The 22,173-nt window shown below is 49.1% G+C and carries 21 protein-coding genes and 1 pseudogene; 9 read left to right on the forward strand and 13 right to left on the reverse strand.

What is annotated here, in order from left to right; translation table 11 throughout:
- Positions 1–21: 21 nt before the first annotated feature.
- The 5 genes from L691_RS0119715 to L691_RS29510 all read right to left on the reverse strand — a co-directional run bounded on the left by L691_RS0119715 (position 22) and on the right by L691_RS29510 (position 4,004).
- Positions 22–822 carry a nitrilase-related carbon-nitrogen hydrolase gene (locus L691_RS0119715; RefSeq protein ID WP_025692085.1) on the reverse strand — a complete coding sequence of 267 codons (801 nt, stop codon included), beginning with the start codon at positions 820–822 and terminating at the stop codon, positions 22–24.
- 63 nt (positions 823–885) lie between these two features.
- Positions 886–1,602, reverse strand: a complete 717-nt coding sequence (locus tag L691_RS0119720) for an amino acid ABC transporter ATP-binding protein (protein WP_025692086.1) — start codon at positions 1,600–1,602, stop codon at positions 886–888.
- 29 nt (positions 1,603–1,631) lie between these two features.
- Positions 1,632–2,348 (reverse strand): amino acid ABC transporter permease, encoded by a 717-nt coding sequence (locus tag L691_RS0119725; protein WP_025692087.1) that lies wholly within the window; start codon positions 2,346–2,348, stop codon positions 1,632–1,634.
- Between the two features lie 93 nt (positions 2,349–2,441).
- Positions 2,442–3,317: an ABC transporter substrate-binding protein gene (locus L691_RS0119730; protein WP_025692088.1), complete on the reverse strand. Its 876-nt coding sequence runs from the start codon at positions 3,315–3,317 to the stop codon at positions 2,442–2,444.
- A gap of 18 nt (positions 3,318–3,335) precedes the next feature.
- Positions 3,336–4,004, reverse strand: coding sequence for a GntR family transcriptional regulator (locus L691_RS29510; RefSeq protein WP_025692089.1), 669 nt, complete (start codon positions 4,002–4,004; stop codon positions 3,336–3,338).
- Positions 4,005–4,356: 352 nt separating this feature from the next.
- Here L691_RS29510 and L691_RS0119740 point away from each other — a divergent pair, with 352 nt between their 5' ends.
- The 4 genes from L691_RS0119740 to L691_RS0119755 all read left to right on the forward strand — a co-directional run bounded on the left by L691_RS0119740 (position 4,357) and on the right by L691_RS0119755 (position 9,300).
- Positions 4,357–5,490, forward strand: a complete 1,134-nt coding sequence (locus tag L691_RS0119740; RefSeq protein WP_025692090.1) for a mandelate racemase/muconate lactonizing enzyme family protein — start codon at positions 4,357–4,359, stop codon at positions 5,488–5,490.
- A 201-nt stretch (positions 5,491–5,691) separates the two neighbouring features.
- A complete protein-coding gene (locus tag L691_RS0119745; protein ID WP_025692091.1) occupies positions 5,692–6,435 on the forward strand; it encodes a hypothetical protein in 744 nt (247 codons plus the stop codon).
- A 13-nt stretch (positions 6,436–6,448) separates the two neighbouring features.
- On the forward strand, positions 6,449–8,137 hold the full coding sequence (locus tag L691_RS0119750; RefSeq protein WP_025692092.1) for a vWA domain-containing protein: 1,689 nt from the start codon (positions 6,449–6,451) through the stop codon (positions 8,135–8,137).
- Positions 8,138–8,160: 23 nt separating this feature from the next.
- A complete protein-coding gene (locus L691_RS0119755; protein ID WP_025692093.1) occupies positions 8,161–9,300 on the forward strand; it encodes a toxic anion resistance protein in 1,140 nt (379 codons plus the stop codon).
- A 211-nt stretch (positions 9,301–9,511) separates the two neighbouring features.
- Here L691_RS0119755 and L691_RS0119760 read toward each other — a convergent pair whose 3' ends face one another.
- On the reverse strand, positions 9,512–10,582 hold the full coding sequence (locus L691_RS0119760) for an acyltransferase (RefSeq protein WP_051459410.1): 1,071 nt from the start codon (positions 10,580–10,582) through the stop codon (positions 9,512–9,514).
- A gap of 325 nt (positions 10,583–10,907) precedes the next feature.
- Here L691_RS0119760 and L691_RS33000 point away from each other — a divergent pair, with 325 nt between their 5' ends.
- Positions 10,908–11,078 (forward strand): hypothetical protein, encoded by a 171-nt coding sequence (locus L691_RS33000; protein ID WP_198023074.1) that lies wholly within the window; start codon positions 10,908–10,910, stop codon positions 11,076–11,078.
- A gap of 407 nt (positions 11,079–11,485) precedes the next feature.
- Here L691_RS33000 and L691_RS0119775 read toward each other — a convergent pair whose 3' ends face one another.
- Positions 11,486–12,952: a protein adenylyltransferase SelO gene (locus L691_RS0119775; protein WP_025692095.1), complete on the reverse strand. Its 1,467-nt coding sequence runs from the start codon at positions 12,950–12,952 to the stop codon at positions 11,486–11,488.
- A gap of 169 nt (positions 12,953–13,121) precedes the next feature.
- On the opposite strand from L691_RS0119775, the gene L691_RS0119780 reads away from it, so the two are divergent.
- On the forward strand, positions 13,122–14,939 hold the full coding sequence (locus tag L691_RS0119780) for a LysM peptidoglycan-binding domain-containing protein (RefSeq protein WP_025692096.1): 1,818 nt from the start codon (positions 13,122–13,124) through the stop codon (positions 14,937–14,939).
- A 396-nt stretch (positions 14,940–15,335) separates the two neighbouring features.
- On the opposite strand, the pseudogene L691_RS29515 reads toward L691_RS0119780, so the two are convergent.
- Positions 15,336–16,080 (reverse strand): annotated as a pseudogene (locus L691_RS29515) (threonine aldolase family protein); the annotation flags it as partial.
- Positions 16,077–16,523: a MarR family winged helix-turn-helix transcriptional regulator gene (locus L691_RS0119790; RefSeq protein ID WP_025692097.1), complete on the reverse strand. Its 447-nt coding sequence runs from the start codon at positions 16,521–16,523 to the stop codon at positions 16,077–16,079. The pseudogene L691_RS29515 and the gene L691_RS0119790, both read right to left, overlap by 4 nt.
- Before the next feature lie 247 nt (positions 16,524–16,770).
- Between L691_RS0119790 and L691_RS0119795 the strand changes: the two genes are divergently transcribed.
- The gene (locus L691_RS0119795; RefSeq protein WP_025692098.1) at positions 16,771–17,232 is read left to right on the forward strand and encodes an AraC family transcriptional regulator; all 462 of its coding nucleotides are present in this window, start codon (positions 16,771–16,773) and stop codon (positions 17,230–17,232) included.
- Between the two features lie 97 nt (positions 17,233–17,329).
- Complete coding sequence (locus L691_RS29520; RefSeq protein WP_025692099.1) at positions 17,330–18,139, forward strand: polysaccharide deacetylase family protein; 810 nt, start codon at positions 17,330–17,332, stop codon at positions 18,137–18,139.
- Between the two features lie 87 nt (positions 18,140–18,226).
- Here the strand turns inward: L691_RS29520 and L691_RS0119810 are convergent, their stop codons facing one another.
- From L691_RS0119810 to L691_RS33700, 4 genes are all read right to left on the reverse strand, one after another.
- Positions 18,227–19,198 carry an alpha/beta hydrolase fold domain-containing protein gene (locus L691_RS0119810; RefSeq protein ID WP_025692100.1) on the reverse strand — a complete coding sequence of 324 codons (972 nt, stop codon included), beginning with the start codon at positions 19,196–19,198 and terminating at the stop codon, positions 18,227–18,229.
- A 199-nt stretch (positions 19,199–19,397) separates the two neighbouring features.
- Positions 19,398–19,667, reverse strand: a complete 270-nt coding sequence (locus L691_RS0119815) for a CD3324 family protein (protein ID WP_025692101.1) — start codon at positions 19,665–19,667, stop codon at positions 19,398–19,400.
- A 224-nt stretch (positions 19,668–19,891) separates the two neighbouring features.
- A complete protein-coding gene (locus tag L691_RS33695; RefSeq protein WP_232229228.1) occupies positions 19,892–20,158 on the reverse strand; it encodes a helix-turn-helix domain-containing protein in 267 nt (88 codons plus the stop codon).
- Positions 20,155–20,691 (reverse strand): hypothetical protein, encoded by a 537-nt coding sequence (locus tag L691_RS33700; RefSeq protein WP_232229229.1) that lies wholly within the window; start codon positions 20,689–20,691, stop codon positions 20,155–20,157. Before L691_RS33700 ends, L691_RS33695 begins: the two co-directional genes overlap by 4 nt.
- 143 nt (positions 20,692–20,834) lie before the next feature.
- Here L691_RS33700 and L691_RS0119825 point away from each other — a divergent pair, with 143 nt between their 5' ends.
- On the forward strand, positions 20,835–21,995 hold the full coding sequence (locus L691_RS0119825) for an epoxide hydrolase family protein (protein ID WP_025692102.1): 1,161 nt from the start codon (positions 20,835–20,837) through the stop codon (positions 21,993–21,995).
- Positions 21,996–22,173: the final 178 nt, after the last annotated feature.

A 22,173-nucleotide genomic window follows, 5' to 3' on the forward strand; every position in this document is an offset into this window, starting at 1 on the left:
CTTTCCCTGAACTCGTCGTTTTCAAGCCTGATAGCCGTAAGTATCCATTCTTAAATCTCTTAAATAGGGTGTGAGCTTGGAGCATTCGTCCGCTTCATCCAGATCGATCTCCAGCACCTGCATGTTTTCTTCATTCAAATGGCCGCTGACGATGAGCTCGCCCTTCGGATTCGCCAGCTTATTGTTGCCGAACAGCCGCAGACCGCCGCCCACGCCGTTAATGCCTGCCACAAAGCAGGTATTTTCAAGCGCTCTTGCCGGAAAATAAATATCCCATCTGTGCTTGTCTTCGATTGAAAAAGCGGATGGAGTCACGATCAGCTTCACCCCTTGCAGGGCAAGGGTTCGCGCCGCCTCCGGGAACCCCGCATCGTAACAAATGAGGACGCCGAGCTTGCCGAAGTCGAGCTCATACGGTGAACAGACGTCTCCGGGCTCAAAATATTTTCGCTCGTCCTCCCAGAGATGAACTTTGCTGTACGTTCCCGCGACGGCTCCGCTTCGGTCAATAATAACGGCACCATTGGCGATCCCGCCTTCGTCCAGCTTCAGGGCCATCCCAAGCACGATGTTAATGTTATGCGCCCGTGCGGCTTCCCTGAATGCCCGAACGGTTGAACCGCCGGTATCCTCGGCCAGCTCATGATAACGGCCGCCGATGACGTCGGTATCGTACCCGGTGACGAACAGCTCCGGGAACACGATCAGATCGGCGCCCTGCCGCGAGGCCTGTTCAACGAACTCCAGACCTTTCCGGACATTCGCGGCAACATCCATCAGCGCGCTTTCGAACTGCACCAGCGCCAGTTTAACGGTTGCCAAGCGTCTTCCCCCTTTTAGCGTGAATTCCTTAGTTCAAACTACTGCTGCACAGCCTTTGTCCCGTCAGTACTGCGTAATCTGGTTAAGGAACTGCGCCAGGCGGGGATGCTTGCCAGCTTCCTCCATCTTCGATGAAGGCAGGTCTTCGACAACCTTTCCCTGATCCATAAAGATGATGCGGTCGCCTACCCGGCGGGCGAATTCCATTTCATGCGTAACGATGACGACGGTCATCCCGTCTCTGGCGAGATCCGAGATCACGTCCAGGACCTCCGCCGTCATCTCGGGATCAAGCGCCGAGGTCGGCTCGTCGAACAGCATCAGCTTCGGATTCATGGCCAGCGCCCTCGCAATGGCGATGCGCTGCTGCTGCCCTCCGGAGAGCTGCTCCGGGTAGTGCTCCGCCCGGTCTTTCAGACGTACCCGTTCCAGCAATTGAACCGCGCGCGCCCGGACCTCCTGCTCTTTTTCCCTGCGCACCACTTTCGGAGCCAGCATAATATTCTGGATCGCGTTCAGGTGCTGGAACAGATCGAATGATTGAAACACCATACCGATCTCCGCCCGCGCATGCCGCGATCCGTTAACGTCCTGCCCGTTGTACAGGATCTGTCCCCCTTCAATGGACTCAAGCCCCGCCATGCATCTCAGCAGCGTAGACTTGCCGGAGCCGGAAGGTCCGATAATAACCACTCGCTCACCCTCATGGATATCGAGGGAGACCTCCTTCAAGATCGGCTCGCTATGGTATTGCTTGGACACCTGTTTAACTTGCAGCACAATGTTCAGCCTCCTTTCCGTTTTTCAAGCTATAGGATTGACTTCCCGCGGTTAACCAGCGAGGACAGCAGGGGCTTGCGGGTCCGCGAACGGGTAATATCCATCCGCCGCTCCAGGTAAGACTGTACAAGCGTGAACAACGCCGTAAAAGCAAGGTAATAGATGACGGCCGCGATCAGGGTGTCCACGTAATCAAAGTTGGCGCTGGCGGTCTGCTGAGCGGTCAGCAGCAGATCGGTATAGCCTACGACTGAGGCCATCGCCGAGGTCTTCAGCATGCCGATGAACTGGTTGGCCGTCGGCGGGACGATGACGCGAAACGCCTGGGGAAGCACGACGTATCTCATCCGCTGCCAGCTGTTCATTCCGAGGGCGTTAGCCGCCCGATGCTGGCCTTTGCCGACCGATGCGAGGCCGGAACGAACGATTTCGGCCATGTAGGCCGCTTCATTAAGCGCGAGCGCGACGAATGCCGACTGGAACCCAGTCAGCCTGATCCCGAACTGGGGCAGCGCCGTGTACACAAAGATCAGCTGCACAAGCACCGGAATCCCGCGAAAAATCCATATATACGAAGCCGCCAAACCCCGCAGAAGCTTCCACTTTGACATTTTGGCAAGCGCAATGATGAACCCAAGAAGGACGGCGACAATCTGCGATACCAGCGTAAGCTTCATCGTGTTCACGGCTCCATCCAGAAAAGCACGGGAACCGAGATACGCCCAAACGCCTTCCAAAAATCCCATTCTTAAACCTCCTTTTTACAGCTTCCGTCAGATTCGGTGAAAAAAATTCGTTCACGCGAATCTGACGGCTATGATTATCTTAGGTGACGGATATTACTTGAAATAGCTCATTTCAGCCGGCAGATGGTACTTCTCCATCAATTGCTTATAGGTTCCGTTCTCAACGACTTTCTTCAGCGCCGCTTCGATTGCGGTCTTGGTTTCCGTGTCGCCCTTGCGAACAGCGATTCCGATCTTCGTATCCGCACCGAACGAGCCGGCGATTTCGAATACGCCCGGTTTCTCCTCTTGCAGATAAGCGGCTCCTGGAGAAGAGTGAAGGAATGCGTCGGCACGGCCCTGCTCGGTTGCAAGAACAGCGTCATTGGCCGTCGGGAGCGCCAAAATTTTAATTTCCGGCTTGCCCGCTTGCTTCAGCTTTTCGTTCTCTTCGCGAACGTTGATTTCCTCGACAGCTCCGCGTGTGACGGCGACTGTGAGATTGGACAGATCATCCATGCTTTTAACGCCCTTCGGATTGCCGCTCTTCACGACGATCGAATCGGCCAGGCCCATATAAGGGATGAAATCTACTTGTTCTTCCCGCTCGGGCTTGATATACATGGCGGAATTGATGATGTCGATCCGTTTGCCCTGCAGCGCCGGAATCAGACCGTCAAAGTTCATGGACTGGATCTTTACCTCTACGCCCATTTCCTTCGCAATCGCTTGTCCCAGCTCAATATCGAAGCCGGTGAATTCGTTGTTCACCATGTATTCGAAAGGAGGAAACGTAGCAGCCGTACCGTAGGTCAGGAACCCTTTTTCAACTAAAAAAGATGGAGCTGCAGCTGCCGTCTCTTCCGGCTTACTGCTTTCGGCCGGTGCAGAGGATTGCCCTCCGTTTGCATTGTTTGTTCCGCATGCGCTCAATACAGCAACTACCAATACCAGCATCGCACAAACAAACATCTTGGTGTTCTTCATCATCACGTTCATCTCTCCTCATCAGTTCTGGTTGTTTTGCATTACACTCAGTACAACTTGCTGGGTCTTCCGATTATGTTCGACTAGATAACGGCTGGCTTCCTCCGCCTTCTGGAGGGTCATGAGCTCCACCAGCCGGCGATGCTCGTTAAGGGAACCATCAACCATTCCAGGCTGGATTAAAAGAATGCGGCGGTATCGTTCGCTCTGCTCCCATAACCGTTCAATGATCGACAGCAGCACAGGACGCTGTGCAAGACTGTAAATGAACATATGAAACTCGCGGTTGGCGGCCAGAATGGCTTCGGTGTCGAGGATGTGGTGATTGGCCAGTTCCTCCTGCTTCTGAATCATGCCGTTAAGAACGGCGACGTCGTCCGGCTTTAACTGCTCTGTCGCAAGCTGTACGGCCAAGCCTTCCAGATTACAGCGGACCAGATAAATATCTTCGAGATGCTCCGCTGACAATGGGGTGACCGTTACGCCCCTGTGTGAATGCAGCAGCACCAGATCCTGGGCTGCCAGCTTGTCCAGCGCGCTGCGGACGGGCATTTTGCTTACCCCGAGACGGGCGGCGACAGCGTCTTGGTCGATTTTCTCGCCAGGAGCCAATTCGCCGGATAACACCCACTGCTTGAGAACGGAGTACACATGCTCCGACGCGGTAACAAAGGTTGGGATTCTACTCAATCATTCAGCATCTCCTTTCTAAAATTCCAAGATCGGATATTTGATCAAATATCAACGATCATTGATTACCTGTGATATAGGTCACATTGTAAGGGGCGATTCGACAAACTGTCAATAAAAATATCTCAAATTGTAAATATTCCTGTCATTAGGCCGAAATATCTGACATTAAGTCGAAAATATAGATATTTTGTCGAAGTTCCAGTTGCAAAATAATATTTTATGTGACTATAATTACTGTGATATTTGATCAAATATCAATTTTCTATCTAATTCCGCATCAAAATCTTCAAATTACGTTAGATTTCATAACATCATTTTCTTACTGCCGACTGAAAAACGAGGTGTAGGTATGCTTATTTCACAAATTGATGTGTTCCGATGTGACCTCCCGCTCTCTCCCCCATTCACTCATTCTTCGTCCGGGACCGTCACGCATCTAAAAGAAATCTATCTGCGCATTACGGCAGATTCCGGCGTCACCGGCTGGAGCGAGGTTCGCGGAAACTGCGAATACGTTACCGGCGATACGCCCGAACGAGTGGCGGCCGTTCTTACGCATACACTGGGCCCCGCACTGCTCGGAAAGCCTGTGATGAACAGAAATAGGATCAATGCCCAGCTCGACAGGCTGATTAACGGAAACAGCGCGGCCCGCGCCGCGGTGGATATTGCCCTGCTTGATCTCATGGGCAAGGAGTTGAAAGTGTCTGTCGCCGAGCTGCTGGGGGGACGGATGCGGGATTCCATCCCAAGCGATGCCACGATCGCCTTCGGCACACCGGATGAAGCCGAGGAGGAAGCGGCCCGGTATTTACAGAACGGCTTTCGGACCATTAAGGTGAGAGTCGGCCCGGACCGGGCCACTGATCTTGAACGGGTGCAGCGGGCCAGAGCCGTTATTGATTCGCTCGGGCTTGGCGCAGAAGTTCTTCTGTGTGTCGATGCCAATCAGGGATGGACGCCCAAGCAAGCGTCCATTCGCTTGAGGGAACTTGAAGCGCTCGGCGTGGAATGGGTGGAGCAGCCCGTACCCGCTGATGATTTCTCCGGTCTGAAACAGGTCCGGCAGCAGACACGGGCCGCCGTTGTAGCCGATGAGAGCTGCCGGACCTGCGCGGATGTAGCACGGATTGCCGCCGACGGCGCAGCCGATATTGTTCATTTGAAGCTTGTAAAGGCGGGATCGGTATCCAATCTGCTGCGGATGATGGCGGTCGCCGAATCCTTCGGCCTCCCGTATATGCTGGGGCAGATGGACGAGGGTCGGCTGGCTACCGCCGCGCTGCTGCAAATCGCGGCGGCTTCGCGCGCCAGCCACTTTGAAGTGTGGGGGTTCCAGCGGGTCCGTCCCGAAGACGATCCCGCCGGCGCACTCACAGTATCGAACGGAGCCGTATCCGTTCCCGAAGGCTTCGGACTGGGAGTAACCGTCGATGAATCCCGCTTGACCAAGATCGCCAGTTTGTCCGTAGATGGAGTGTAAACCGCCTCATGGATTGCGAATATATTATAGAAGCAAAACAGCAAGCCTCCGTTTGATTGGAGGCTTGCTGTTTGCTTTTTCCCAAAAGTTAAAATTATGCATCTATCTGTAGTCACGGACGTATTCAATGTTATACCTTTAAATGAAATCATAGCCCTAAATATTGGAGATAAGTTATCATATATAAAGGAGGTGCGTCTTGTGAACAGCTCAAGATTCGTGAAGCTGCTAGGGCTTATTGCTGGAGTTATAGTCTTGGATATTGTAATTTTGTCACCGGGGTTATTAGGAGTGGAAATCGGAGGTGAAAATGCCCTTGAGACGGCTTCGGGCGTAACCTTGCTGGTTATTAGTTTCCTTCTGCTGCTGTATGGGAGTTATGCTTTACTGTTTAAACCTCCTGTTCTGGCGCCTGTAAAAAACATGAAAACACATGAGGATTATATAGCCGCGCTTAATCATTACAGAAATGCAAAGGGGTTAAAGAAGGATATCGCTCTCGCCCTGGATCAGTTGGATCGGATAGAAAAGAAGAAATACACCTTGTCAGATGTCCTTAGCCAAAGATTTGATCAAGCGGAGCTAAGCTACAAGAAGTTCCATTCAGTCATTGATGCGGTAGAACAACTTTTTTACCTGAATATCAAGGGAATCCTGAATAGGCTTAGCGTATTCGATGCTTCTGAGGTCTCCGCTTTCACCAGCGAGCAGAAACCCACGCAGTTGCCCAATAAACTGGTTCAAGAAAAAACAGCTTTACACAATGAGTACTTAACCTCCATAACGGGGTACCTTGGCGCAAATGAAGAAATTCTGCTGAAGCTAGACAAGCTGCTGCTGGAGATCTCTCAATTGGACAGCACAGATTATCAAAATGTGGAGGATATGCCGTGCATGCAGGAAATGGATGCATTGATCAAGCAGACGAAGTTCTATAAGCAATGAAAGGGAGATGAGCATGGCTAGAAGGGGGAAAGCTTTTGTGGTATTAGGGGTTATTGCGGTGGCCGTTTTTGTTCTTGTGTATTTTGGGATCAACTTAACTTCCAATTTAGGTAAAAGCCAGGCACAGGTAACCACGGAAGATGCAGCCAAGCAGCTGGATAAATTGTACAAAGGCATTTCTGTAACTTCCGCTGAACCGATAAAGGGTCAGATCGACCTTGATCCTGCGTCTGTCGGCGATTCATTGCCCGATATCTCCAAGTTCCCTATATCCGTAGCCAATACAACGGACAGCTTCGCAGAGATTTTCTCTTCTACGGAGAAGTCAGGAACCGGCGTAGACGGGTGGTTGAATGAAGTAGCAACAGATTTCAACAAGTCCAACATTGTCATAAATGGGAAGCCCGTTTCTGTTAAAATCCGCAATATTGCTTCGGGAACAGCCGCAGATTACATAAAATCGGGCAAATATATGCCGGACGCCTTCACTCCTTCCAATGAGCTGTGGGGAGAAATGGTCAAAGCGCAAGGCATCCAAACTCAGCTTATATCGAAGCGTCTTGCCGGCAATGTGGCCGGTATTGTCACAACTAAGAAAAAGTATGATGAGCTGGTGGGCAAGTACGGCTCCTTGAACATCAAGACGGTTACAGACGCTATAGCGGATAACGAGCTGGCTATGGGATACACCGATCCGTTCGCCAGTTCCACCGGCCTCAACTTTCTGGTGACCGCCCTTCAGGCGTTTGACAGCACGGATTTACTTGGGGAAAAAGCAGTTCAAGGGTTCGAGCGGTTCCAAGCTAATGTCCCTTTTACCGCGTCCACAACTTTGCAAATGCGTGATGCGGCTAAGTCGGGAATGCTTGACGCTTTTGTCCTGGAGTACCAAACGTATGTCAATGCGCCGGATCTGAAGAGCGGGTATGTGTTCACTCCTTTTGGGGTAAGGCATGACAGTCCGCTGTACGCTTTGGGCAATTTGCCGCAAGATAAGCTGGACATTATTAAGAAGTTTGCGGAGTTCGCAAGGCAGGATAAGTATCAGAAATTAGCTGCGGACAAAGGATTCAATGGTCTTCCGGATTACCAATCCGAGCTTAAAGCGGTTGACGGCACCCTCCTATCCTCCGCGCAGAAGCTGTGGAAGGAGAAGAAGAACGGGAATAAGGCGATCGCGGCGGTATTTGTGGCCGATGTGTCAGGAAGTATGGACGGCGAACCTCTCAATCGGTTAAAAGAGTCGTTGTTAAAAGGTCAAAAATACCTCGGCAGAGACAACAGCATTGGTTTAGTTTCGTACTCCAGTGAAGTCTCAATCCAGCTTCCGATTGGGAAGTACGACACGAATCAGCAATCGATGTTTGTCGGAGCGGTCAACAACCTTCAGGCCGGCGGCGGCACAGCTACTTTTGACGGTATTGTGGTGGCCATGAAAATGCTTCAGGATGAGCTGAAGGTTAACCCTGATGTTAAACCTGTAATCTTTGTCTTAAGCGACGGGGAAACGAATGAAGGGCATTCGCTCGATGATATCAGAGGGCTAATTGAAACCTATAAAATTCCGGTATACACGATTGGCTATAATGCGAATATCAAAGCGCTGCAAAGCATTTCAGGTATCAATGAGGCGGCCAGCATCAACGCAGATACAGATGATGTTGTGTACAAGATCGGTAATTTGCTCAACGTTCAAATGTGATTATTTTTTAGGGAGGGATTGCCATGGCATTTACAATGGAAGTCGTTAATCCGGAGAAGATTAAGTCGGCTATTGAAGAGCAGGTTAAACCGGTGCCTGAGGAAGTAGCCCAGCTTAAGGAGCTGGCGGTAAACAATGTCTCCACGATCCTGGAGCTGGATGTCGATTCATTAGAGAAGCGGAAAGAGATCCTGCAATCGATCGATCAATTCGGGATGAATACGATGCGGTCTTCGTCGGAGAAAAATGCTCTTTTGCAGGTGTCTGTAGGGAACCTGTCCAGAACGGGCGATGAAGGCGGCCAAGTTGCCAAGGGGTTAACCGAGCTGCAGCTTCAGTTGAAGGATTTGGACCCGAGTGTAGTGGATTTTGCCAAGAGCGGTCTCCTGGGAAAGTTGTTTAACCCGCTGCGCAGCTACTTTGCCAAGTATCAGAAGGCGGATGCGGTCATTTCGGACATTATTACTTCTTTGGATAAAGGCAAGGCTGTATTAAAAAATGATAACACGACTTTGGAGTTTGAACAGCAGGCGCTGCGGGAGCTTACCAAAAAGCTGCAAAAGGAAATCCAGCTTGGCATGCTGATGGATGAAGAAATTGAGTCTCAGATTGAAGCGGCAAAATCACGCAATGAGTCGGAGGATAAAATCCGGTTCATTACCGAAGAGGTGCTGTTTCCGCTGCGTCAGCGCGTGATGGATTTACAGCAAATGCAGGTAGTTAATCAGCAGGGGATCATGGCGATCGAAGTCGTCATCCGAAATAACAAAGAGCTAATCCGCGGGGTGGACAGAGCCCGAAACGTGACAATCTCCGCCCTGAAAATCTCCGTCACCGTGGCCAGCGCGCTTTACAATCAACGGATCGTCTTGAAAAAGATTGAGCTTCTTAACCAAACCACCAACGATCTAATAAGCGGCACTTCAAAAATGCTGAAAGATCAAGGTGCGGCGATTCATAAGCAGTCACTAGAAACGAGTATTTCAGTAGACACGTTAAAACAGGCTTTCACGGACGTGCTGTCCGCTCTGGATTCGATCAGCACTTACAAGCAGGAGGCCCTTCCCAAAATGCGTGACACCATCAATCAGTTCAGAGAGCTGGCGGACACCGGGGAACAGCAGATACAGCGTCTGGAAAAGGGACAGAAGTTAGGTCTGTAGTAGAAGTCCGAGTTGAAGACCCTCAGCACCGTCCGTCTAACGGGAGGTCTCCGGTACTCAACGGGCTTTAAGCCCCGCACAAAAACAGCAAGCCTCCGGATCACCGGAAGCTTGCTGTTTGTATTTTCTGATCCCTGACAGCTTGCCAAACCGTCCATTATAGAGCATTGGATTTGCCTCTGCCGTTTGTTCGTTCAAGATCCTTTTCTCATTATAGCCGGAACAACAGCTTCACGACAGGAATCTTTTTCAGCAGCAGCACTATCCCAAGGGAAAGAATCAGCACGGCGGCTCCATAGATCAGATTGGCAAGCAAATTCGTACTAAAGGGCAGCAGTTTATAGTAAGGAAGCGTAAACCAGCCGACTATGACATGAATGAAATAAATCCCCAGCGTATTCGAGCCGATGATCTCCATTCCCTTAGGCAGCCGGGGAGATTTGCCCTGTTTGTAGCGGGAGGACAGGATAAAAAGACCTGCGGTAACGATAAGGGTCATTAGGGTATCGTACCCGTCAAAAACCGTATCGAATACTTCCCCGTTCGACTGACTCATGATTATCCCGTATCCAAACAGCGCAATCAGCGCGGTCAATATAATCCCCGTCAGCACCGGACTGCTGGGCCTGCGGAAACGGTTCTTTTGCAGCTGGGCCATCAGCCAACCGCCTAAGATGAAGTATACGATCGAAAAAGCATAAAATCCGTTGAATACATTGAAGTTATTGAAAAAGTTATAATTCTTCTCCAAATAATTGACCTTCATTACCCATTCCGCCGTATTGGCGAGATTGCTGAGAAAGACGTTCCCGAAAGTGAGCAGAAAAGCCGCACCGAAGAAAAAGTACAGCGGCCCTTTATCTTTTTTATCGTAGACTTCTTTAATCAAGGGAAACAGGATATACAGACAGACCAGCGTCTGCAGAAACCATAGATGGTTTATTCTAAACATCTTCCATTCGATCAAGGCTTTGGCAAACTGAACCGGCGTATAGCTGTCGCCGTTGATCGGAATTAGGATAGCCAGGGTAAGAATGCCCCAAACCACCGTCAGAATGCAGATCATAATGATTTTGTATACATGCTTGCGGAGATTATAGCTCTTGTTCAGCATCAGCGCCCCGTTTACCATAAAGAACAGCGGAACCCCGGCACTGGCAATGCCTTTTACAGCATAATTTAAATACGTGAAAAAAGAAGGGTTGGTCAGAACATCGGTAGGAAGATCGTTGAAATGATAAAAACAAACCAAATAAATGGCAACCACTTTAATCAGATCCAAATAAACCAATCGCTCCCGGGGTCTGATTTGGGGCCTACCTTCGTGTTGAGCCGTTTGGGTAAGTTTGACAGGTGCTCCAGCCGCCATCCCGCTCACCTCGATTTCACATTATTTATTGCCTGTCCGCTCCGGCGCCAGGCTGCTTTCATTTATTATATCAACGGAACCTTTTTACAACATTCTCCTTTCAGATGTCATGGAATAACTCTATATAGTGATGCAAGAAAAGAAACGTTATGTTAAAGAGCGCCGATAGTTCCGGACCTCTGGAATAAAATGCAAGCCCCCTCCTCATACTATGTGCAAGAAGATGGAGGTGAATGTCATGCCTAAAAATAGCGCCGATCCCAAATACGACCGCGCAGATAATCGTGCGGATAAGAAACACAATCAACAGAATAACGATCATTTCACCGAAGAACCTCAGACACTTAGAAACCATAAAGCTGCTGATTATGTCCCAAGTTTAAATGGTATTCCTAAAAATGAAAGTTAAATAGCAGCAAGGCTGCTCTCACGTCGAATGACGGGAAAGCGGCCTTTTCCATTATTTGAATACCGTGACGGACACCAGCCTGCCATTTTCCTTGGATTCCTCATAAGTAATCGGCCACGATAACATTTTCCAACAAACCATCAAGCAATTTCACAAATTCCGTTCCATCACAATATAATCTTTACCGCCTTTAGTAAAGGTGTGTTCGGTTTGCATAATCGAGATCCATTTCCGGCCACATGACCTCATGCCGCAGCTGCCAGACTTGCTCTTTTTGAATCACCTTAATATCCAAAGCGTATCATCCTCCATTGTAAAAAAGACCAAAGAAAAAAGGGCCAATATGCCCGCCCTCTTCTGTAATATGATTATAAAGTTTTCTTATTCGTTGGTCTAATACCTCGGTATCAGGTGCCGCAAAAGGTTCGGTAAGGACAGGCGGTCGGTGCAGGCGGCGCCGAGTAATCAGCCTGTTCGGGGAAATGCGCGAAGGGTCTCGCAAGAACATCAAGCAGCCGCTCCATCACGCTATAATCTCCTTGCACCGCAGCCTCCAACGCCTCTTCCACCCGGTGATTGCGCGGGATTAGCGCTGGATTGCTGCTTCGCATCAGCTGCTGCGAGGAGGCTTTGGGTTCCTGCTGTCTGCTCAGTCTCGCCTGCCACCGCCCATGCCACTGCGCAAATTCTGGAGTGCCGTACAAGACCGTATCCTCCAGCTTATCAAAAGTTAATGCGCGGAAGGTATTGGTGTAGTCTGCACGATTCTTTTGCATCATATGAAGAAGGTCTTCAACCAGGGATTCATCCTCCGGCTCTTCGTTAACAATCCCCAGCTTTGCCCTCATTCCGGCGAGCCAATTCCGTTGATACAATTCGGAAAAATCTGAAATTGCATCCTCGGCCAGTTTGACCGCATCCTTCTCATCAGCATGCAGAAGCGGCAAAAGAGTTTCGGCAAATCTCGCGAGATTCCACGCGGCAATATGCGGCTGATTGCCATAGGCATAGCGGCCATGAAGGTCAATGGAACTGAATACCGTTCCCGGATCATACGTATCCATGAAGGCACACGGACCATAATCAATGGTTTCTCCGCTAAGGGCCATGTTGTCGGTGTTCATCACCCCGTGGATAAAGCCAACGAGCTGCCATTTGGCAATCAGTGCGGCCTGACGCTTGATCACTTCCCGAAGCAGGCCCAGATAACGGTTCTCATCCGCGTCCGCTTCCGGGAAATGTCTTTGCAGCGTGTAATCGGCCAGGGCCTTGAGGTCCTCGGGAGAGCCCCATTTTGAAGCGTATTGAAAAGTACCGACGCGTAAATGACTGGCGGCCACGCGGGTCAGGATTGCACCGGGAAGCAGGGTTTCGCGCACGATGGACTCCCCGGTCGTCACCACGGCCAGGCTCCGGGTGGTCGGAATGCCCAGCGCATGCATCGCTTCGCTGATGATGTATTCGCGCAGCATCGGCCCAAGCGTCGCCCGGCCATCGCCCCGGCGGGAGTATCGCGTTCTGCCCGAACCCTTAAGCTGAATATCCACCCGCTCACCGCCGGGAGTGATCTGTTCGCCAAGCAGCAGAGCCCGGCCGTCCCCTAACATGGTAAAATGCCCGAACTGATGCCCTGCGTAGGCTTGAGCAAGAGGCTCAGCACCTTCGGGAATCTCGTTCCCGGCAAACACCGCTGCGCCATCATGGCTTTGCAGCGCTTGGACGTTTAATCCCAGGGAGGCTGCCAACGGATCATTAAGAATGACCAGCTGCGGCGAGCGCACAGGGGTTGGATCTTGTCTGGTAAAAAATGATTCCGGCAGACGGGCATAACTGTTGTCGAAGTTCCATCCTGTTTCAATGATTGTTTTTGTCATCGTATCTCCATTTTTCATTAGGATGTTTAGCTATCTACTTATTATATAACCCACGGACTGCCCCTTTATTGTCTGCTTCAGCCGATTTATTATACCCCTTCCGTTCTTCTGCATAGTTCATCTGCCGAATACACTTGTTACAAAAGGTTTTAAGGAGGAGGTCAGCCTCGTGCAGACGTTCTATACCGTGCGACCCGGCGATTCCGTGTCGGCTATCGCCAAGAGGTGGGAAGTTCCTGTCCCTGCGCTCATCGCAGCGAACAATCTCTCGTCTCCCTATACGATCTACCCCGGTCAGCAGCTCTCGGTTCCGGCCGGTGTGACAACCGTTCAGGTTAGATCCGGGGACTCCGTCTACTTCCTTGCCCAAATGTACGGCGTCCCTATGGCTGTTATTATAGAAACCAATCGGCTGAGTCCGCCATACACAATCTATATTGATCAAATACTGATAATTCCGCCGGGCATCCCTTACTATGTGGTGCAGCCCGGAGATACATTATATGGACTTGCCGGCAGATACAACGTCACGACTAGCGGCGTCCGAAGACCGGAGCTGATCCGCCAAGCGAACAGGCTGCCTTCCGACTTGATCAACATTGGCATGCGCCTTATCATCCCATATGCTCCTCCGGGCGGAATCGGCCGGCTTGCCTATGTTTCAAACCTTGGCGGCGCATACGATGTCTGGCTATATGATCCAATGAGCGGCCAATCGACAGCGGTTGGGAAACAGCAGGCCGATACCCATTCCGTGCCGTATTGGTCGCCGGATAATCGCCGGATTGCTTTTATCGGAAAGCAAGGAGTTCTCTTCGTCCTGGACGTGCTGCAAGGCACCTTGACGCAGATCGATCAAATCGAGCCCTATACCACTCTCACTTGGTCCCCGGACAGTACGCAGATCGGCTACACGAAGCAAGGCCGGATCATTCTCTATGAGCTGGCAACCTTTTTCGCCAGAACGCTGCCCGTTTCCGGCGCCAAGCATGTGCAGTGGTTTCCCTCCAGCGATAAACTTTTATTCGCGGCTCAGGACACCACAGGGAACGATCAGCTCTATGAGATTCGTGTCGACGGAACCGGTCAGCGCCAAATTACGCACGATACGTTCAGTCCTAAGAACGATGTAAAGCTCTCCCCGAACGGCTTCTATGCCCTTTTCACCTCTCCCGGCGTAAGCATCTCCATCATCTATGTCGTTGACATCAACACAGGGAACGTGACCGAGCTCACTGGCGGGCCATTAGCGAAAAATTATTACCCGGCCTGGGCTCCGGGCAGCGCCATCATCGCGTACAGCGCAACCGATTTCGCCGAACGCAAAGGCTACTTCTCGACCATCCGGACAGAACGTCCGCAAGGCGGGGGCCAACAAATCCTGGCCGTCTCCGATTGCTTCGCGTCTCCCGTCACTTGGTCCCCTGACAGCGAATCCATTGCCTATTTGTCCGGCTGCCGGGGAACGGGGCTTGCAAGTGAGATTTGGATCGTCGACATCCGTCATCCCGCACCGATCCGCGTTATTTCCGGGACAGGCGCCATTACCTCCATACAATGGTCGCATGGAGCCATTCCGGCGGAAGGCTACGTCCAGTTCCGCAGTACAGCGTACCGGGTCAGCTTCCCCTACCCCGCCGCGTGGCGGGCGGTCAGCGAGACCCGGTACGAGGGCGCAGACGGTTTCTTCCAAATCTCCGCCCTGGCCAGCGATCTGCCGTTTCAAGAACTGTGCCGTTCCGAAGCGTATCATCCGCTAATGCCATACGGCACTTCGCCGCGGATCGTTCCGGGGCGAGTGCAGAATCAGGAAGCCTGCTTTATCTTCCCTTCCCCGGATCAAGCGCCGGAGTTTCGGCGGCAATCCGCACTCATCGCCGTATATCCGCAGCCTGTAGTGATTAACGGCAGCACATATCCGTACTTTATCCTCTGGGCGGATCAAGATCATCTTCAGGCGATGGCGAACGGACTCCGGTTTCTTTAAGATACGTACTTTAAAGTGCGTACTACCTTAAATATTTTTGCCGCTGTAAACTTATAGAAATAAATGCTATGTACAAAGGAGAAGTGAAAATGAAACCGTCCGCCTTTTGAAGCGAACTCATTATTACTGCAAGTGACTGAGGATGCAGCCATAATGAGTGCAGCTTCTGCACCATGTATAGCGATGTTCCTTTTCATGTCGAAACGATGGAGCAAATTGAACAGGATTTGCGGGAAGCGAGACGAGTGTATCCTAGAGTAAATCGTATTTTTTAGTCAATGCCGACCCTTTTGCCCTAAGTGCGGACCGCCTGAAATCCATTTGCTGTTAAAATCAATGAAATCCTGCCCGAAGTCGAGACTATAGCGATGTATGCCTCCGTTAATAACATCATAATTCAAATTGGATTCCAAGTAATCTCCCCTTAGCCAGTAATCCTCCCTTCTGCTTGATCAAATACCGAAAATCTTTTTTCAGGTTATCATTTATGATGACTGCTGCTTCCCCAAACAATGCTCCGATCTTAGTCCCCCCCGATATAGAACACATCACAAAGCCTTGCAATATCCGCTAAGGATAAATCACTGTCTTTTGAAACCAAACCATAGCCTAACCTCGCGCCATCCATAAACAATGGCAACCCGCATTCCCGGCAGACTTCGATTAATTCTTCCAATTCGGATTTACTGTAAGTCGTTCCGTTCTCAGTAGGGTGGGATATGTAAACCAAGCCAGGTTGCACCATATGCTCATGAGTGACATCATTCCAGTGGGCATCATATAATTCTCTTACCTGCTTGGCTTGAATTTTTCCATCATCGCTCGGCAAAGTCAGCACTTTATGGCCAGTAGCTTCAATCGCTCCCGATTCATGAACCGCAATATGCCCCGTAATCGCAGCAACCGCGCCTTGATGCGGACGCAAGATGGAAGCGATAATCGTAGTATTCGTCTGCGTTCCTCCAACTAAAAAGTGTACATCCGCATTCTCTGCACCGCATGCTTTTCTGATATAGGCTCTGGCTTGTTCACAATGTTCGTCCGTACCATACCCGGGTGTCTGCTCTTCATTGGTTTCCACGATCCGATTCAAAATACGCTCATGGGCGCCTTCCGTATAATCGTTTTCAAAACGTATCATTCAATTCCCTCCGCCTTTTCTAATTTCTTCTGAATCGTCAACATCGAAGTATGTAAGTCTTTAATTTCTTTTTGTGATAAACCTTGCAGCAATCTCACGATTTGTTCATCAGATTTTTCATTCAGCTGGTTAAAAAGAGCGGTCCCTTTGGGTGTCAATCGAATCAGACTCGTTCTGCTGTCCAAGGCCGAGTTTTCCTTAATAATCAGGCTATCGTTACTGAGCTTGGCAATGATTCTGCTCATGTAGCTGCGATCAATATCCAATTTTTCGACTAAATGGTTGGCGATACACTGTTCCAGGAAACCAATCTCTAAAATTACCCGCGCCTCTGTAAAAGAATATCCGGTATTCAATACGTGCTTATCCAATAAGCCGAGTATATTCGTATAAAACCGGTTAAATTGCCGGATATCAGCTATGATATTTTCATCTAGGTTCATTGCAGCCTCCCCGATTTTTATGGACTATGTCAACAAATAATTTAATCCATTTAGTGGACTATGTCAACTTTTTTAAAAAATTAGCGAAGAACGTTCAACGAAAATTTATTAGTACACCCAATTTTAATTAACAACTCCATCGAACTATCGCCTCCTGGAAATAATTTAAAAAAATGAATGAATTTATTTTTATATCATGATAGTATTCCAAATGTATTGAATATGAATAGGAAAGGGAGAAAAAACAATGCATATTAAAGTCGAAACTCTTCCAAACCATCGCATCGCCTATGTACGGCAAGTTGGTCCCTATGGTCCTGCTAATACTCAAACCATGGAAAAGTTAAAAAAATGGGCGAGGGAGAAAAATCTGCTTACTGAATCGGCAATAATACTCGGAATTCCACAGGATAACTCTGAAACAACACTTCCTGAACACTGTAGATATGATGCATGTATCGTCATTTCAAAGGATTATCCAATCGATGATTCCGTTTGCGAAGGCGAACTTATTGGGGGAAAATATGTTGTTTTCAAAGTCAAACATACAACGGAGGATGTTCAAAAAGCATGGACTGAAATTATTCCAGCCTTACAAAACAGCGGATATCAAATGGACCATAAACCGATTATAGAAAGATACACTGGTGATATGATTAACCATCATTTTTGCGAAATATGTGTTCCTGTAATAATTAAAGAAAGTTGAGAACTTAAAGATGAAATATGCTGGGATAACATTAAATAAAATTCCCAGTTTATTTTGTTCTAAAATGAACATGATACTACACGGGAGGTTGAGTATCGTGTTTAAACCGCACACTATGAGCATCATTTTTATGATCCTCATTATTTTAATTACCGGATGCGAACGAAAAGCGGATCCTCTTCCCCAATCACGAATTGAGGAAAAACAATCTCCATCCAAAAGTAAGCCCATTCAAATGATCTCTCAAGTCAACATAGATTCAATTCCCATCTTGATGTATCATTCGATTGGCAACAATCCATCCAGTACGCTTTTTGTTCCCCCGAAGCTATTTCATAAACAAATGGAACATTTGAAGAATGCCGGATATCATACTATGACTTTCAAAGATTTAATCAATTGGAAAACGGGAGAAATGATCCCGGATAAGCCGATTTTGATTACGTTTGACGATGGTTATTTGGATAATTTTACGATCGTTTATCCAATTTTAAAAAAGCTTCAAATGAGAGCAACGATATTTGCCACCAGTGATTTTATCGGTTACCCTAATCACTTGAATTGGGAGCAGATAAAAGAAATGGAACAATCCAGATACGTTGAAATTGGTGCGCATACCCGGCATCACGCAGAATTGACAAAAAACACCCCATTACAACTTGTGGACGAAGTTTGGGGAGCTAAACAGAAGATGGAGAAGAGATTGGGGCATCCAATAATCGCTTTTGCTTATCCTTCTGGTAAATTCAATCAGAAAGTATTACAGGTGGTTAAGCGTGCTGGATTTGAATTTGCCGTAACGACAAAGCCTGGGTTCGCCGTAAAAAATCAGGGATTTTTAACCCTCCATCGCGTTCGAATCCCCGAAGGCCAGCCAATGGCTGCTTTCATTCAAGAATTCCCTTAATGCTGAGGGTCTCCAAAACCATCGTGGAAGCGCACGGCGGCGAAATCCAGGTACAATCCAAAGTGTGGCAAGGCACGAAAATTTAAATCAAAGCAGCCCTAATGCCTTCAGCAAGGCATGTTCACTTGATCTTGCGCCTTCCTGAGAATAATGGGCATTCGGAAACATCGGGGATAAATGATGATATCCGGGATAGACATGCAGCTCAACCAGGACACCGTCAAATACCAACTGCTTCGCAAATAACAAGGCTTCGTCAATAAACAAATCAATGCTGCCGATACTGATATAGGTAGGCGGAAGGCCAGCCAGCGATTTGGCGCGCGCAGGGACGTAATACTCGCTTTCCTCTGCCTGCCCGGGTTCATGCCCTAGTACGGACTTCCAGCCGAAATGGTTGCTGCCCTTGGTCCAGACAAATTCGCCTGCACAGGGATGCTCTGGCGATACACTTGTGCGATCATCGAGCATCGGGCTGCGCAGCCTTAGATGATGAATGTCAAATTCCTTCTGGTCACGAATATATAGAGCCAGCCCCGCTGCCAGGCCAGCGCCGGCACTGCTTCCCCCAATAGCGACCTTCTGCACATCGATCCCCAAAGTGTCTGCGTGCTCCACGCACCACTTGAGGCCCGAATAGCAATCCTGCAATTGACTTGGCTGAACATGCTCGGGAGCAAGGCGGTAATAGACCGCTACGCAGCAAAAGCCGTGCTGTGCAGCGAGCGCTGCATTGCCGGTCCGGTCAACGACTGGACTGCCCATAACCATGCCACCGCCGTGAATTGAGTAGTATAGTGGCATTTTGTCATGCTTGGGCTGAAGGGGCTTAATGATTTCGATGCGTATATCTGGACCGCCAAAGTAGCTTGGCACCGATATTTCTTCAAATGAAACAGGAAACATTGGCGTTACATCAATTTGCGGCAGCATCTTGGCTTGGTTTTCACGCGATACCATCAGCGATGCGGCGGTAAGATCGCTCGTAGGAAATAAATCAAGTGCGCTCGAAATTTCCGGGTCAACCAGATGTCTGCTTCTGCTCTTTTGTTCACTCACTGCTGCTTCCTCGCCTTCCTATTTATCACCTGACCATTATGGGCGTAGTGTTCCTTAGAAACAGGTTTCATCACCCGTTCCCTATCCCTATTCTAAGGCTGCGCAAGCGCCTGATCATATGAAAACAATAACTAAGAATCAATGTTGACATAGGCAAAATAAAAAGCACTGATGAAAATCTTCACCAGTGCTCCTGCTTTTACTTTTGCTTGGTATATACAATCCGCTTAATGGTATCAGCAGAGAGAAAATACTCCTCAGCAAGCTGTCCAATGCTACTATTATTGCGAAAAGCCTGCCTAATGGCGGCATTACGGCGATCAATCCACTGTCTTCCGCCGCTAATGCTGCCCCACTTGCGAGATGCCTTTTCCTGCTTGGGAATGTAAAGGGTCTCTCCTTGAATATATTGCTGGATTTCTGTAATCAGCTTTTCAGGCAAGATGTGTTTGGCATTCGTATATTTCACTTGCGCTCCACTCCTTATTTTTAAGTTGAAAAATAAGGTGCAAAGCCAAAATATTAGAAAAGCCTATGCAGCGTTAATCATGTTTCACCCCATGCAAAGTAACGCTTTTCCAATAATAGGCTTTGCATGAGTTGTGAAAGTCACAGACAATCTCAAGAGATTCTCCATCAGTAAAGCACCCCCTCTTCTTCGCAAGTATAGCACAAATTCCGATCGTGCCAGATTTATTGAATGATAGCGAATTGACGGGATGACCTCCGATACATGGTCGGGGACATTCCTTTTTTGGCGTTAAACTGCTTGATCAAATAGGTGTCATACTCAAATCCAGTCGCCTGCGCAATGTCACTCAGACTCATATCCGTATGTGTCAGCAGCTCGCTTGCAACCTTCAAGCGATGCGATTGTAAATAACCAATCGCTGTCTTCCCGCACCTATCCTGAAACCGCTTATTCAGCGTCATACGGTTCAAATGGGCACAGTCCGTCAAATCCCCCAGCGAAATTTTTCTCGCGTAGTTCGTGTGAATATAATCCAGTACCGCCTCTGATTCAGCTCCTCCAGCAGCCCCATAATTTGAATGAGGTACTTTTTAATCCGGCATACCCAGAGGTCGTCGCTTTGCGCCTGCACCTCAGTGCCCATAATAAAGAACCATTCAAATAATAACGGATACGCTTTTTCGGTTATGCGAGGCACGCCATGATGCGTACATCCGTGCTCAAACAGCGATAGACCCGTTTGTATTCTGGGTGCTGCAGGAAAATGCGCCTCTGTTTCGGTCAGCCTGATCGTGTTCAGAAACTCGGTATGAAAGCTAAAGGACTGGGCGGATACATCATTCTTTTCCATCACCTGCATCTGATCGTCCTCGGTCAGACAAAGGATGCCAGGAGCGCTAATGGTTATGGGCCGCTGGTTCAACATCCCCTTCAAGCTGCCGGATGTAATAAACACCAGTGTAGACCGTTCGGGATAGGGTAGAAGATTAAGCTCCTCCACTGCAACAAATTCGATATTCACGAGACGCTTCTTGTGCCGATCCCATTGCGGCATCATCATCACCTATCAAATAGTATAGTTAATTGCTGCACGTATACCAGTGTAACATACACGCCCTAGGGATATAATATCGTTGTGAACCAGCTAAAAAGGGGGCTTGCCTCATGACAATTGAACTCTTCCGCATTCATATCTCCGATAATATTCTTGACGATCTGAAAGAACGGCTCCATCGCGTCCGCTGGCCTGATCAATTAGAAGGCTCAGGCTGGGAGCGAGGAACAGATTTATATGAATTGCAATCACTTGTCTCCTATTGGAGAGATCAGTACGATTGGCGCGCGCAGGAAGCCGAGTTGAACCGCTTGTCCCAGTATCGCTGCACGATTGACGGCATTGACGTGCATTTCGTCCATGAGCGCGGCAAAGGGCCTAACCCTATCCCTATTATTCTTACCCATGGATGGCCGGATAGTTATCTTCGTTATCACAAAATCATTCCACTGCTGACGGATCCGGCGAGTCACGGCGGTCGTCCGGAGGATGCATTTGATGTCATTGTCCCTTCGCTTCCGGGCTTTGGCTTCTCCGGCCGTCCAACCCAGCCTGGCTTCAACAATTTGACCGTCTCCGAAATGTGGGCAAAGCTCATGACATCCGTATTAGGCTACAGCCGCTTTGTCGCTGCAGGCGGGGATGTTGGCTCGGGGGTTACCCGCTATCTGGCTGCCAATCATCCAGAGCTTCTATACGGCATCCATTTAACGGATGTTGGCATTATTAGAGATCTCCTGTCTGCTCATAATGAGGATGCGCTTACGGAAGAAGAACGGCAGTATAAAATCAGTGCTTCCAGATGGATTGCGCAGGAGGGAGGCTATATGTCGCTTCAGTCGACGAAGCCTCAGACGCTTGCTTATGGACTTTCGGATTCTCCTGCAGGCTTGGCCGGCTGGATTCTCGAGAAATTTCGCGCATGGAGCGACTGTAAGGGTAACCTTCTACAGAAATTTAGCGAGGATGATCTGCTGACTGCGATTATGATCTATTGGGTGACGAACACGATTGGATCGTCCACGCGCATCTATTATGAGAATTCCCATACGCTGCCGCCGCTAGGACGAATAGAGGTCCCTGCCGGCATCGCCATTTTCCCTGCAGATATCGCGCTTCCGCCCAAGTCATGGATCATCCGCAATCTGAATGTGACTCGCTGGACGGAAATACCTTCCGTTGGCCATTTCACAGCGATGGAAGAGCCTGAGCGGATGGCCGATGACATTCGCGCCTTTTGCAGGCCCTTCAGGGCGGAAAACAAACAATAACACGTCTTTCTATTTAACGGCGGGGCTGCATCCCATACATTTCTGAGGAGTAGCCCTACTTGATTTGTATTGCTTTTATTTTGAACGCTGAATTTCGCGGAGGGTTGCAGCAATTCCCTCCTCGAATGGTGTAGCCGGTTGTTTTTTATTAAACTAACGTTCTTCGTTAGCCTCCGCC

The sequence above is a fragment of the Paenibacillus zanthoxyli JH29 genome, from assembly GCF_000520715.1.
Classification (GTDB): Bacteria; Bacillota; Bacilli; order Paenibacillales; family Paenibacillaceae; genus Paenibacillus_AQ; species Paenibacillus_AQ zanthoxyli.